We start from the raw sequence: 13,229 nt of genomic DNA on the forward strand, positions 1-13,229 counted from the left end.
AGCGATTGCGCGGCGCCGCTTCTTCGGATCAACTGTGCCGGACGATCGGGACCGGACGATCGGAGGAGGGGCGATGGAGGCGTTGAACCGCGACGACTGGCAGGCCGTCCAGCGCCTCTTCGAGCAACTGGTCGACCTTCCGCCCGACATGCAGGCACAGCGCCTCGCGAAGGCGCCGCAATCCGCGGGGATCGTCGAAACGACGCGCCGCCTGCTGCTCGCCGCGCGCGGCGACGGCATATTGGACGGCGCGCCGCCATCGCTGGCGCCCCCGTCGCCGGCGGGCGAGTCGGCGCCCGCAAGCTTCGGCTCGCTCGCCCCCGGGCAGGCGATCGGCGGCTTCACCGTCGAACGGCCGATCGGGCGCGGCGGGTTGGGTGAGGTCTATCTCGCGTATCGCACGGGGGCCGATTTCGACCAGCGCGTCGCGCTGAAGCTGCTCCGCGTCGACGCCGCCGAGCGTGCCGAGAGCTTCGCGCGCGAGCGGCGGCTGCTCGCGCGGCTCGATCATCCGGGAATCGCGCGGCTGATCGACGCCGGGGTTGCTCCCGACGGGCGGCCCTATATCGCGATGGATTATGTCGACGGCCAGCCGATCGACGCCTGGTGCACCGCACATGGCGCCGACCTCGACACGCGGCTCGACCTGTTCCGCACCGTCTGCGACGCGCTCGCCTATGCGCACGGCAACCTTGTCGTCCACCGCGACATCAAGCCTTCGAACATCCTGATCGACGCGGGCGGCAAGCCGCGCCTGCTCGACTTCGGGATCGGCAAGCTGCTCGACGACAGCGCGGCGCTGCCCGCGACGACGCAGGCGATGCTCACCCCCGACTATGCCGCGCCCGAACAGCTGGGCGGCGAGGAAGCGACGGTCGCGACCGACGTCTACGCGCTCGGCGTCCTCCTCTACGAACTGGTCAGCGGGCGGAGCCCCTGGCGCGGCGGCAAGGCGTCGGTGCCGATGATGATCCGCCGCGTCCTCTATGAGGACCCCGAACTGCCGAGCCGCGCCGCGGCACGTGGCGAGGCGCCGGTGCCGGCGCGGCGGATCGCGGGCGACCTCGACGCGATCGTCCTGAAGGCGATGCGGCGCGACCCGGCGCAGCGCTATCGCAGCGTCAGCGCGCTGGCCGAGGATATCGCACGCCACCAGCAATATCTGCCCGTCCATGCGCGCGACGGATCGACACGCTACATGCTTGGCCGCTTCCTGCGCCGCTATCGCTGGGGGGTCGCGGCGACCGCCGCGGTGCTCGCGGCGCTGCTCGTCGGCGCGGGCGGCATCGCATGGCAGGCGCGCGAGACCGCGGTCGAGCGCGACCTCGCGGTCGCCGAGGCGCGGCGGTCGGAGGCGATCAACCGGATGCTGACCGTGATGGTGCGCGACACTGCCGAGGATGCGAACAGCGAGAATGTCACCGTCAAGCAGATGCTCGACCAGACCGCGACCCGCCTCGCCGCCTCGCTCGACACCAGTTCCAAATCGGCCGACCTGATCGTCACATTGTTCGACCTCTATGTGAATCTGGAGGATACGGCGGGTGCCGACGCGCTGATCCAAAAGGCGCTGGCGCGCGGCGTCGGACGCGGCGACCCGGTGGCGACCGCGCAGCTTCGCATGCGCGCCGCCGCCGCCGCGGGGGGCCTCGGCCGGACCGAGGAGATCGGCCCCAACATCGACGCCGCCGAGCCCGTGTTTCGCGCCGACCCCGCGCATTTCCGCCGCGAACTGGTCGAGATCGCCCTCGCGCGCGCGCAGTTGTGGCGGCGCACCGGGCGGCTGGAGGATGCGATCGCGCTGCTGATCCGGACGCTGCCCGATGCCGACATCGTCTATGCCGAGAACCACCGCGACCTGCTGACCACCTACAACAACCTGCTCGTCTATATGGCCGAGGCGAACCAGCTCGATGCGATGCCCGCGATCTTCGACCGCGCCGAGGCGGTGATCCGCCGCACCGGGCAGGAAGCGAGCATGCAGGGACTGACGATCGCCCAGTTGAAGGCCGTGCGTCTGCTCAAGCTCGACCAGCCAGCCGCCGCCGAGCGGATCGTCACGCGGGTGGCGGCGCAGCGGCGCGCGACCTTCGGCCGTTCGGCGGGGCTCGCGGTCGATCTGCTCCAGCTCGGCCGCGCCAGGCTGGCGCTCGGCAAATATGCCGACGCGAAAGCGGTTCTCGCCGAGGCGCGCCCGATGGCGGCGCAATATCTGAGCCCGCGTGCGGCGCCGACGCTGATCATCGCCGCGGGGCTGATCGAGGCGCAGGCCGAATCGGGCGATATCGCGGGCGCGCGCCGCACGATCGCCGAGACGCAGCCGTTGATCGACGCCTTGCCCAAACCCGGCCTGCCGCAGGCGATCTTCGCCCGCGCGAAGGCGGTTACGCTGCTCAGGCAAGGCAGGCTCGCCGAGGCGCGGCAGGAAACCGACCGCGCCGCAGCGCTGTTCGAGGCCGAGGGCGCAGCGGGCGCCTCCTACCTCAAATCCTTCCCCGCGCTGCGGGCACGGCTGGGGACGAGCTTATCCCATGCGTAGCGTGCGCACGCCGAAGTGGAAGTATATCTCCAACCTGCACCCCGAATATGTCTACACGACGCACATCGACCAATATGTGCGAAACATTGACGATTCGGGACGCTATTTCCCGTCGTGGCGTCGTTCGACCGATCCCGCCGCTCAGCAGATCGTCAACAGCTATTACCGGCGTCCGGCGGAGGAACTCTATGACCTCGAGGCCGACCCCGCCGAACGCAACAATCTGGCGGCGGATTCGCGCTACAAAACAGTCCTGCAGTCGCTTCGCCGGAAGCTGAAGGTCTGGCGAACGAAGCAGGGCGACACGCGTCCCGTCGAAGGGACGCCGCACTTCCAGGAAGGGCCGATCGACGGCAAGGTCGACTGAGCCGCTGAACGACGATCATCGGCGCGCCAAGTCCTTTCGCTCCGGGCAGGATCAGGCTGCCGCCATCTCGTGGTGGATCCACGCGCGCGCCTGCACCCACCAGCGGCGGATCGTGCGGTCGGAGACGCCAAGGATCAGCGCGGTCTCCTTCTCGTCCATCCCCGCGAAGAAGCGGCAGTCGACGACCTGCGCGAGGTTGGCGTCGAGCCGTTTCAGTTCTTCGAGCGCCTCGCCGAGCCGGACGACCTGTTCGTCCTCCGGAACCGCGGCGGCGAGCGAGTCGAGGCTCTGGGTGAAGCTGTAGGTCGGCGCATTGCGCTTCGAGGCGAGCCGCGCGCGCGCCGCGTCGATCAATATGTGCCGCATCGCGGTCGCCGCGCAGGCTAGGAAATGCGACCGGCTGTCCCAGCCGTCGGCCTTGCGCAGCTTCACATAGGCTTCGTTGATCAGCGCCGTGGTCTGGAGCGTCTGCGGCTGTCCGGCGCGATAATGCTCGCGCCGCGCGATGGCGCGCAATTCGCCGTAAAGCCCCGCGATCAGCGCGTCCGGGCCCTCCGCCCCATTTTTTTCGGCCGGCGTGTCCGCTTCCTCGGAAATTTCCCGTCTCGCTCTCTGTCAGGCGTCCGCCGTTCTTCGCAGGTCGGCGGATGCAAGGCAAGCGCGGCAAGGCAAGCGCGCCGCGCGCGAAACGGGAAGAGGCGCCGGGGCAGGCGTCGCCCGCCGGGTCGAGACATCCACCGTGGGGGCCGATGGCCTTCGCCCGATAGGAGGGAAGAGAATATGCGTAAATTGAACCTGCTGATCGCCGCAGCCGCTCCGGCCATCGTCATCGCGATGCTGACGGCCGCCCCGGCGCGCGCCGACGTCACCCCCGAATGCAATGTCAATGCGGGCCCTGACGGCATATCCGGCAACGCCGATGACGTGAGCGGCAGCACCGAATGCGGCGAAGTCAGCGTCGCGAGCGGCCTCGTCAGCACCGCCGTGGGCAGCAACAGCTCGGCAACCGGCGAAGAAAGCACTGCGCTGGGTCAGGCGACCGAAGCAAGCGGCGAGCGCAGCACGGCGGTCGGTCGCAACGCCCGCGCCACTTCCGCAAGCAGCACCGCGCTGGGCCAATCGAGTCGCGCGACCGGGGACAACAGCACCGCCGTCGGCCAATTGGCGAACGCCGATTCGACCAACGCCACTGCGATCGGCAAGAGTTCCAACGCAACCGCCGCCTTCACCACCGCAGTGGGGCAGAACTCCGGCGCCACCAGCAGCGGCGCCACCGCACTCGGCGTATCGACCCAGGCCTTCGGCTTCAACAGCTCCGCGCTCGGCAACACCAGCAAGGCGACCGCCGATTACACTACGGCGGCAGGCGCGTTCAGCGAGGCCACGGCCGAATATGCGAGCGCGTTCGGAGTGCTCGCCAATGCGTCGGCGGAAGGCGCCACGGCGCTAGGCCAGAATGCGCAGGCATCCGCCGAGCGCAGCGTGGCGATCGGTGCGGGGTCGATCGCGGACCGCACGAATAGCGTCTCGTTCGGCGCGGCGACTTACCAGCGCCAGCTCACCAATGTCGCCGCGGGCACGCAGGCGACCGACGCGGTGAACAAGGCGCAGCTCGACGCCGTGGCTGCGGGGGCCGTCAATCCCTATGTCGCGATCAATTCGGTGGGGGCAGGCGCGAGCGCCACGGGGATCAGCGCGATCGCGATCGGCCGCACTGCCGGGGCCACGGGGATCGACTCGGTCGCCCTCGGAGACGCCGCCAACGCCGCGGGCTACGCGATCGCGGCAGGAGGCAGTTCCGTCGCCAGCAAGGCTGGCGCCTCCGCATTTGGCTATCTGAGCGAAGCCTCCGGCTCTGCCAGCACGGCGGTAGGCGCCAACAGCAAGGCGGCGGGCGACGATGCGACAGCCGTCGGGAGAATGAGCGAGGCCACGACCTTTTATACGACGGCGCTGGGCACACTGGCCAAGGCAACGGTCATCAGCGCCACGGCGGTCGGCTATGGCGCGGAGGCCACGGCCGCGGGCAGTGTCGCACTCGGCACCGGATCGATCGCCGATCGCGCGAACGGCGTCTCCATCGGTTCGGCGGCCCTGCAACGCCAGCTCGTCAACGTCGCGGCGGGCACGCAGGCGACCGACGCCGTGAACAAGGCGCAGCTCGATGTCGTGGACGCGAAGGCGACCGCAGCGCAGACCACGGCCAATGCCGCGCTTGCCGCCGCGACGGCGGGCGCAGGCAGCGCGGGCGCGGCGCAGGCGACCGCCGACGCCGCCGTCGCCAGTGCGGCGGCTGCGCAGACGACCGCCGACATCGCCCGCAGCGAAGCGGCCGCGGCGCAAGGGACAGCCAACTCGGCACTCGCCAACGCCGCGACGGCGCAGGGCACCGCCGATACAGCGCTTGCCAACGCGGCGACCGCCCAGTCCAGTGCCGGCGCCGCGCAAGCGACCGCAAACATCGCCGTGCTGCGCGGCGACACCGCCGGCGCGGGCCTCGCCTCCGCGCTCGGCGGCGGCGCGGCCTACAATGCCGCGACGGGCGCGGTCAGCGCGCCGAGCTATTCGGTCGGCGGCACCGCCTATCACGACGTCGGCTCGGCGATCGGGGCGCTCGACGGCAATATCAGCGCGCTGAACGGCCGGATCGACGCGCTGAGCCTCGGCAACGACCGCCGATTCCGCGAAGCGACGGGCGGTATCGTCACCGCGATGGCGATGGGCGGCACGATGATCGTCCCCGACAGCAATGTCTCGGTCTCGTTCAACCTCGCCACCTATCAGGGCGAACAGGGTTTCTCGGGCGCCGCCGTCGTGCGCCTGACTCCGCGCGTCTACGTCAGCGGCGGCTTTGCCGGATCGACGGTGAAGGGCACCACCGGCGGCCGGGTCGGGATCGCCTTCGGTTTCTGACCATCGTCCCTTCCCGGCCCGCCGGCCGGGAAGGGCTCCGCGCCCGATCAGACCAGCAGGGCGTGCACCTCGCGCCGCAGCTCGGGCAGCAGGTCCTGCTCGAACCAGCCGTGGGTCTTGAGCCAGCGATTGTTGTGCCACGACGGGTGCGGCAGCGGGACGATGCGCGGCGATGCGCCGGCGGCGCCGATCTCGCGCCAGGCGTGCACGGTTTGGGTGACGCCGCGCCGGGCCCATTCGGCACCCAGATGCCAGCGCAGCGCATGACCGCCGATGACGAGCAGCAGCTTCAGGTCGGGCAGCCGCGCGAACAGCCGGTGCTGCCAGATCTCGCGGCACTCGCGCCGCGGCGGCAGGTCGCCTCCGGCGCCGACGCCGGGAAAGCAGAAGCCCATCGGCAGGATCGCGACGCGCGAGGCGTCATAGAATTGCGCCTCGTCGATCCCCATCCATTCGCGCAGGCGCACCCCCGACGGGTCGTCGAACGGCCGGCCGCTGGTGTGCGCCCTTATGCCCGGGGCCTGGCTCGCGATGCAGATGCGCGCGCTTTCCGACAATTGCAGGATCGGGCGCGGCTCATGGCCCAGCGGCGGCCCGTAGCGCGGCGCGTCGCGGCAGATGCGGCAGGCGCGAACGGCCTCGACGAGGCTTTCGAACGGCTCGTCCGCCTTCACCCCGTCCATTGCCGCCTTCTCTCCCCTTTGCCGATCGCCGAGTCGCGCGCCTGCGCCGCCCGCGCTATACGCCTTTTTCCGGCGCGGGGGCGGGATAGACGATCGAACCGTCGGACCGCGGGATCGCCCCGTGCGTCAGCCGCGCGGGCTCCGGGCCGCGCTCCATGATGTGCGCGACGGCGGCGCCCGACACGATCAGATAGTCGGCGACGATGCGGCGGTGGCAGCGCCACCAGACGGCTTCCGAGCACATGATCGCGCAGCGGCGCTCACGGCCGACGTCGATCAGATGCGCCAATCCCTCTCGAAACGTGGCGCCGAGCGCATAGTCGGCATAATTGTGGAAGCTGGCGTTGGTCCAGAATCCGTTGAGCGCGCGCGGCACCTCGCGCTCGCGCTTGCGCAGGCCGCCGAGCGCCGCGATGCGCTCCCACGACAGGCCGCGCGCCGCGAGCGCATCGGGCAGGACGTCCTCGTTGAACTGCGGGTTCGACCGCGATCGCGGCATCCGCCGGATATCGACGAGGTGGCGAACGCCGGCGTCCGCGAGCAGCTCGGCGAACGCGTCGAACGAGCGGCTGGAATGACCGATGGTGAAGAAGGGGACGGCCTCAGCCATCTATGCGTTCGAGCGCGCCGCCCTTGTGCGCCGCGACATGGTCGGTCTTGTCGCTCTTGATCTCATATTGCGGATCGTCCTTCGACGCGCGGTGGGTGTGGCCCTTGTAGTCGAAGTCGGCGGTGTGCACCTTGATGATCTTTCCCGAGACATGGCCCGCCTCCGAATTCCAGCGAACATGATCGCCGATCCTGAACCGCTTCGTCATCGCCTGCTCTCCTTTCCGCTTCGCCCCTTTCCATAGAGTCGCGGACCCGCGTCAAGGTTCCGTCGCTCCCGCACGCCCCTCCCCCGGCCGGAAGGAGCATGCGGGAGCACGGCGTCAGAAGCGGGCGCGCAGGCCCGCGGAAACGGCGCGGCGCTCGACCGGGTAATAGATCGCCGATGCGGCGTCGGCGGCGATCACCGCGCTGACGTCGCCGATCGCTTTCTTGCCGGCGATGTTGCGGACGTCGACGAAGGCGTCGATCCCGTCGGTAATACGCGCGCCGCCGGTCAGGCCGACCAGCGCATAGCCCGGCGTGCGCACCCGGTTGGCATAATCGGCCCACGGTCCCTGCGGCACCCATTCGAGCGTCGGCGCGACGTGCAGCGCCTCGCCGCCGATGCGGACCTCCGCCCGATAGACATGCCTCGGCACCACCGGCAGGCGATTGTCGCCGAACTGCGCGTCGCCCCGGAAGCGGAAGTCGCTGTAGGCATAGGTCTGGCGCAGCCGCAGCCAGGGTGCGAGGGTCAGCTCCAGCCCGGCCTCCACCCCCCGATGCAGCGTCCGGTCGGCGTTGAAGGTGGCGGCGGGGATGCTGCCGTTCACCGTATATTGCAGCATCTCGCCGGTGATCGCCGCGCGATACCAGGCGACGTCCCAACGCACCGGACCCATCGTTCCGCGCGTGCCGATCTCCGCCGTCCAGGCGCGCTGCGGCCGGATGTCGGCGATCAGCGCGCTGGCGGGCGGCATGCCGATCGACTGGAACACCTCCCCGAAACCGGGAAATTCGGCCGAGCGGCTGTAGTTGGCGAAGATCTGGACATGCTCCGCCGGTTCGACCAGCACGCCGAACTTGGGCGAAAAGGCGTCGAACGCGACGCGCCCGTCGGCGGCCGGGGTCGCCGAAAAGCCGACGCGCCGCTTGCGCATGCCATCGGCATAGACGCCCCCCGCGATCAGCGTCACCGGCGGCACCGGCCGCACGCGCAGTTCGCCATAGAGGTTCGCGGTCCGCGCCTCCTGATCGGCGTCGAGGGTCAGCGCGCCGCGCCGGCCGGCGACGTTGACGAACTGCCGCGCGTGGGTGCTGCCACGGCGAATCTCGCCCCCCAGCGTCACCTCGACCGGCCCCGCGGCATAGTCGAGCCGCGCGAACCCGCCGACGTCGGTCGATTTCTGGTCGATCAGCTGAAAGATCGGGTGAAAGAGCGATTTCGCGTTGACGAAACCCCCGACCTCGAGCGTCGCGGTGCCGAGGTCGAAGCGGGTGCGGTTCTGCAAGCGCAGCGAATCGATGTCGCGTCGCTGATCGCCCGCGATGCTGCCCGCATTGGCGCCGCGCGGGGCGGTCAGCGCCTGCGCCTCGGTCAGCGCGCCCGGCAATTGCTGGCGGATGCGGTTGATGCTCGCATAGAAGCGCGTCGCGACCCCGTCGCCGAGCGTTAGCCCGACATTGCCGTGGAAGCGCAGGCTGCGGCGCCGCGCATGGTCGCGGTCGCCGTCCGACGTGTCGGCGCTGACCGCGCCCCAGGCGTCGACCGGCCCGCTGGCGACGCCCGCCGAAACCAGGCCGCGCAGCAGGCCGAAGCTGCCGGCGTCGCCGCGCAGATAGACGCCGTGGGCGGTGCGCCCGGTCGGAGTCACGCCGTTGATCGCGCCGCCCAGCGTTCCCGAACCGAAGCGCAGCGCATTGGCGCCGCGATAGACTTCGAGATGGTCGAAGAAGATCGGCTCCAGCTCCTGAAAATCACCATTGTCGTCGGCGAGGTTGATCGGCACCCCGTCCTGCAACAGCGTGACGCCGCGCATGTGGAAGCCGCGCGAGAGGCCCGAGCCGCGGATCGCGAGGCGCACCTCCTGCCCATAGCGCGGCTGGAGGTAGACGCCGGGCGAGAAGGCGAGCGTATCGCGCAGCGACACGATCGTCTTGTCGGCATAATCCTGATGCGTGACGACATCGGTGCCGCCGGGGGTCTGCGCCGCGCGCTGCTGCGCGGCGTCGGCGAGCGTCGGCGCGGTGACGATGATCGTCGCCTCCTCGGCGTGAGCGGCGGGGGAAAAGGGCACCGGGGAAAACGACAGGGCGAGGGCGAGCGCCGGCAGGGGCGCCGCGCGGGTAACGGAACGGGTCATGGAAAATCCTTCGCTGAAAATCAGGCAAGGCCGGCGCGCGCGGAAGCGCGGCCGGCGATCGGTCTGAATCAGGCGAAGGCGGGCGGGCCGGTGCTGGGAGGAAGCGGCGAGGCGATGCCCGGCGCGAAGCCGAGCGAGGGGATCGCCAGCGGCGTGGGGGCGGCCGGTGCCGGCGCCGCGGGCAGTGCCGGGGCATCGGGCACGATCGGCGCCACCGCGAGCGCGCCCCACGGGCAATGCTGCTGCCCCTCGCCATCGGGATGATCGCCCGCGGTCTGGACCGGGATGGTCATCGTCCCGCCGGGGTTCGACGGGTCCGAACAGACGCGGACGGTGATCGAACCCCCGGCATCGGGCCCGATCATCCAGCCCGGCGCGACCAGCACCCGCGCGAGCAGCGCGAGAAGCACCGGTAGCAGCAGCCAGCCCGGTCGGCGGAAGGCGGAAAGATCGGCCACGCCGCGCTCCTAGTCCCGGCGGACGGTTCGGGCAAGCGCGCAGGCCCCGCAAAAGCCGATTGCCAAAATATGCCGAGGCGCTATGGGCGGGCGCCGCAAGGGCAACCTTGCATTGATCGCGCCGGTGCCCCGATGGGGCTTAAAAGGGAACGCGGTAAGGGGGTCCGGCCGGGCCTTCGAAACCGGGGCTGTCCCTGCAACTGTAAGCGGCGAGCGCGATGCACCGACCCGGTCCCCGACCGGGTCTGCCACTGGGGCGACCTGGGAAGGCGTGCATCAAGCGACGACCCGCGAGCCAGGAGACCTGCCGGCGCGGGTCGCTCAATGCCTCGGTCCAGGGAAAGGCCAGGGCACGGAGAACTCCGTCGAGCGACGACCCAGCGGCCGGGGCCGCTTCGGGGCACGAAATGCGGGCGCCTTGCGCCAGCCCGCCGCCCGTGCGCCGGTCGATCGCGCACGCGGCTCGGCAGGTCCCCGCCTTCGCTCTCGGCGCATGGGGGACTCCCATGTTGAAATACGGCCTTTCCATCGTGGCGCTGGCGGCGACGTCGCCGGCGCTGGCCCAGACCGGCGATGCCGCCGCCGACCCGCGCCCCGGCGACGCGATCATCGTCACTGCCTCGCGTTCGGGCGAAGGGGTCCGGGCGGACCAGCTCGGCGCCTCGGTCACGGCGATCGACAGCGAAGCGCTCGAACAGCGCCAGACGCGCATCGTTTCCGACGTGCTGCGCGACGTGCCCGGCGTCGCGGTCAGCCGCACCGGCGGCCTCGGCGGCATGACCGATATCCGCATCCGCGGCAGCGAAGCCAATCACGTCCTCGTCCTGGTCGACGGCATCGAGGTCGCCGACCCCTATCAGGGCCAGTTCGATTTCGGCGGTCTGCTCGCCGACCCCGCCGCGCGGATCGAGGTGCTGCGCGGCCAGCAATCGTCGCTCTATGGCTCCGACGCGATCGGCGGCGTGATCCATTACATCACCCTGTCGGGACGCGAGGCGCCGGGCCTGAGCGCCCGGATCGAGGGCGGGTCGTTCGGCACCGTCGCCGGCAGCGCCCGCGCCGCGGGCGCATCGGACAGCTTCGACTATGCGATCACCGGTACCTATTACGGCGCGAACGGCTATCCGACCGCGCGCGGCGGGGTGCGCGACGTCGGGATGCAGACGGTCGGCGCGAGCGCGAAGCTGGGCTGGACGCCGAGCGACGCCTTCCGGCTGAACGCCGTGCTGCGCTATGGCTTCAGCGACGCCGACAACAACGACAGCGAATATGATACGACGAGCCCGCGCTTCGGCTATATCGTCGACAGCCCCGGCGTCCATGTCGAGACCGAATCCTTCCATGCCCTGCTGGCGGCCGAACTGACCGCGCTCGACGGGCGCTGGGTGACCAGCCTGTCGGGGCAGCTTTCCGACACCGCGCGCCACGGCCGCTCCCCCTTCGGGTTGGACTATGGCAGCAAGGGACAGCGCTACAAGGGATCGCTGACCTCGAGCATCCGCTTCGGGACCGATGCGATCGCCCACCGGCTGACCGGTGCGGTCGATGTCGAGCGCGAGGCCTTCCGCACGCTGACGCCGGGCGCCTTTCAGGGAAAGCGCCACACCGACAATCTGGGGCTGGTCGCCCAATATGAGCTGACCGCGGGCGCGCTCTCGCTCGGCGCGTCGCTGCGCCACGACGACAACAACCGCTTCGACGATGCGACGACCTGGCGCGTCCAGGGCAGCTATCGCCTTCCGACCGGCACGCGCATCCGCGGCGCCTATGGCACCGGGGTCAAGAATCCGGGCTATTTCGAGCTGTTCGGCTATATCGACGGCCGCTACATCGGCAATCCCGACCTGAAACCCGAAAAGTCCGAGGGCTGGGAAGCGGGGATCGAGCAGAGCTTCGGCGCCGACGACTGGGCGACGGTCGGGGCGACCTGGTTCGATTCGACGCTGAAGGACGAGATCTTCACCGACTATCCGGCGCCCGACTTCACCGCGACTCCGGCGAACCGCGCGACGACGAGCAAGCAGCACGGCATCGAGGCCTTCGCCAGCGCGCGGCCGCTGCCGCAGCTTCGCTTCGACCTCGCCTACAGCTGGATCAAGGCGCGCGAGAACGGCGCGCCCGAAGTGCGGCGGCCGAAGCATATCGCCAGCTTCAACACCACCGTGTCGAGCAGCGACCAGCGCTTTGCGGGGACCCTGACGCTGCGCTACAACGGCCGCACGACCGACCTCGCCTATATCGACCCCAGCTATGTCCCGGTCGTGGTCGCGATGAAGGACTATGTGCTCGTCAACCTTGGCGCCGATTACCGGGTGACCGATGCCATCTCGGTCTTCGGGCGCGTCGAGAATCTGCTCGGGGTCGACTATGAGGAGGTTTTCAGCATCGCGACGCCGGGCCGGGCCGCCTATGGCGGCGTCCGCCTGCGCTTCTGAGGGAAGAGGAACCCGCTTGACCCCGCACGCCGCCCTGCCCGCGCTCGCGCTGCTGCTCGCCGGCGGCGGCGCACTGTGGGCGCAGCAGGGCGGCCGCGCGGCGCCGGCGACGCCACCGGCCGCGCCGCAGCGCGTCGTGTCGCTCAACCTGTGCGCCGACCAGCTGCTGCTCGCGCTCGCCGACCGCGACCGGATCGCCGGGCTGACGCGCAACGCGACCGACCCCGGCATGTCCGCGGCCGCCGCGGCGGCGCGCGGGCTGCCGCTGATCCGCAACGCCGCCGAACAGATACTGGTCGCGGCGCCCGACCTGATCGTCGGCATGCCCGCGAGCGGCAGCGCGGCGGTCGCGGCGCTGCCGCGCGGCAGCTTTCGGACGCTCGACCTGCCGACCGCCGACAGCTTCGACGTCATCCGCCGGACGATCCGCCTGACCGCGACCGCGCTCGGCGATCCGGCGCGCGGCGAAGCGCTGATCGCGCGGATGGAGCGCGACCTCGCCGGCGTGCCCCGCCCGGGGCGCGGCCGGGTCGCCGCCTATTACCAGCGGCGCGGCTACATGACCGGGACGGGGACGCTGATCGACGAAATGATGGGGCGCGTCGGGCTGGTCAATCTTGCCGCAAAGCTGGGCAAGCCGCCGCTGTCGCAACTGAGCCTCGAGGAGATGGTGGCGGCGAACCCCGATTTCCTGATCGTCGAAAGCGCGAGCGACACCATCACCGATCAGGGCAGCGAGATGCTGCATCATCCCGCGCTTCGGGGCATTCCGCGGCTCAGCGTGCCGGAGGCGTGGACCGTTTGCGGCGGCCCCGCTTATGGGGCGGCCGTGCACCGCCTTGCCGGGCAGATCCAGCGCCACGACGGCGCGCGCCGATGA

11 protein-coding genes and 1 riboswitch are annotated in these 13,229 nt (G+C 70.4%); of the genes, 5 read left to right on the forward strand and 6 right to left on the reverse strand.

What is annotated here, in order from left to right; translation table 11 throughout:
• The first annotated feature begins 34 nt into the window (after positions 1 to 34).
• Both AC2S9W_RS03590 and AC2S9W_RS03595 read left to right on the forward strand, forming a co-directional pair.
• Positions 35 to 2,539, forward strand: coding sequence for a serine/threonine-protein kinase (locus AC2S9W_RS03590; RefSeq protein WP_486571638.1), 2,505 nt, complete (start codon positions 35 to 37; stop codon positions 2,537 to 2,539).
• Complete coding sequence (locus AC2S9W_RS03595) at positions 2,532 to 2,906, forward strand: sulfatase family protein (RefSeq protein ID WP_286749910.1); 375 nt, start codon at positions 2,532 to 2,534, stop codon at positions 2,904 to 2,906. Before AC2S9W_RS03590 ends, AC2S9W_RS03595 begins: the two co-directional genes overlap by 8 nt.
• 51 nt (positions 2,907 to 2,957) lie before the next feature.
• Here AC2S9W_RS03595 and AC2S9W_RS03600 read toward each other — a convergent pair whose 3' ends face one another.
• On the reverse strand, positions 2,958 to 3,503 hold the full coding sequence (locus tag AC2S9W_RS03600) for an ECF-type sigma factor (protein WP_067186572.1): 546 nt from the start codon (positions 3,501 to 3,503) through the stop codon (positions 2,958 to 2,960).
• Between the two features lie 183 nt (positions 3,504 to 3,686).
• On the opposite strand from AC2S9W_RS03600, the gene AC2S9W_RS03605 reads away from it, so the two are divergent.
• Positions 3,687 to 5,819 carry a hypothetical protein gene (locus tag AC2S9W_RS03605; protein WP_286749909.1) on the forward strand — a complete coding sequence of 711 codons (2,133 nt, stop codon included), beginning with the start codon at positions 3,687 to 3,689 and terminating at the stop codon, positions 5,817 to 5,819.
• 47 nt (positions 5,820 to 5,866) lie between these two features.
• Here AC2S9W_RS03605 and AC2S9W_RS03610 read toward each other — a convergent pair whose 3' ends face one another.
• The 5 genes from AC2S9W_RS03610 to AC2S9W_RS03630 all read right to left on the reverse strand — a co-directional run bounded on the left by AC2S9W_RS03610 (position 5,867) and on the right by AC2S9W_RS03630 (position 9,914).
• Positions 5,867 to 6,502, reverse strand: coding sequence for a uracil-DNA glycosylase family protein (locus tag AC2S9W_RS03610; protein ID WP_286749907.1), 636 nt, complete (start codon positions 6,500 to 6,502; stop codon positions 5,867 to 5,869).
• A 55-nt stretch (positions 6,503 to 6,557) separates the two neighbouring features.
• Entirely contained in the window at positions 6,558 to 7,112 is a 555-nt protein-coding gene (locus AC2S9W_RS03615; protein ID WP_286749906.1) for a DUF488 domain-containing protein, read from the reverse strand.
• On the reverse strand, positions 7,105 to 7,320 hold the full coding sequence (locus AC2S9W_RS03620) for a hypervirulence associated TUDOR domain-containing protein (RefSeq protein ID WP_067110379.1): 216 nt from the start codon (positions 7,318 to 7,320) through the stop codon (positions 7,105 to 7,107). The genes AC2S9W_RS03615 and AC2S9W_RS03620 overlap by 8 nt, the downstream gene beginning before the upstream one ends.
• Positions 7,321 to 7,434: 114 nt before the next feature.
• Entirely contained in the window at positions 7,435 to 9,456 is a 2,022-nt protein-coding gene (locus AC2S9W_RS03625; RefSeq protein WP_286749905.1) for a TonB-dependent receptor family protein, read from the reverse strand.
• A gap of 68 nt (positions 9,457 to 9,524) precedes the next feature.
• A complete protein-coding gene (locus AC2S9W_RS03630) occupies positions 9,525 to 9,914 on the reverse strand; it encodes a hypothetical protein (RefSeq protein ID WP_067110373.1) in 390 nt (129 codons plus the stop codon).
• A 105-nt stretch (positions 9,915 to 10,019) separates the two neighbouring features.
• Positions 10,020 to 10,240, forward strand: a riboswitch (cobalamin riboswitch).
• A gap of 180 nt (positions 10,241 to 10,420) precedes the next feature.
• Here AC2S9W_RS03630 and AC2S9W_RS03635 point away from each other — a divergent pair.
• Positions 10,421 to 12,349 carry a TonB-dependent receptor plug domain-containing protein gene (locus AC2S9W_RS03635; RefSeq protein ID WP_486571639.1) on the forward strand — a complete coding sequence of 643 codons (1,929 nt, stop codon included), beginning with the start codon at positions 10,421 to 10,423 and terminating at the stop codon, positions 12,347 to 12,349.
• A 16-nt stretch (positions 12,350 to 12,365) separates the two neighbouring features.
• Positions 12,366 to 13,229: an ABC transporter substrate-binding protein gene (locus tag AC2S9W_RS03640; protein ID WP_286749903.1), complete on the forward strand. Its 864-nt coding sequence runs from the start codon at positions 12,366 to 12,368 to the stop codon at positions 13,227 to 13,229.

The sequence above is a fragment of the Sphingopyxis sp. 550B genome (genome assembly GCF_057401805.1).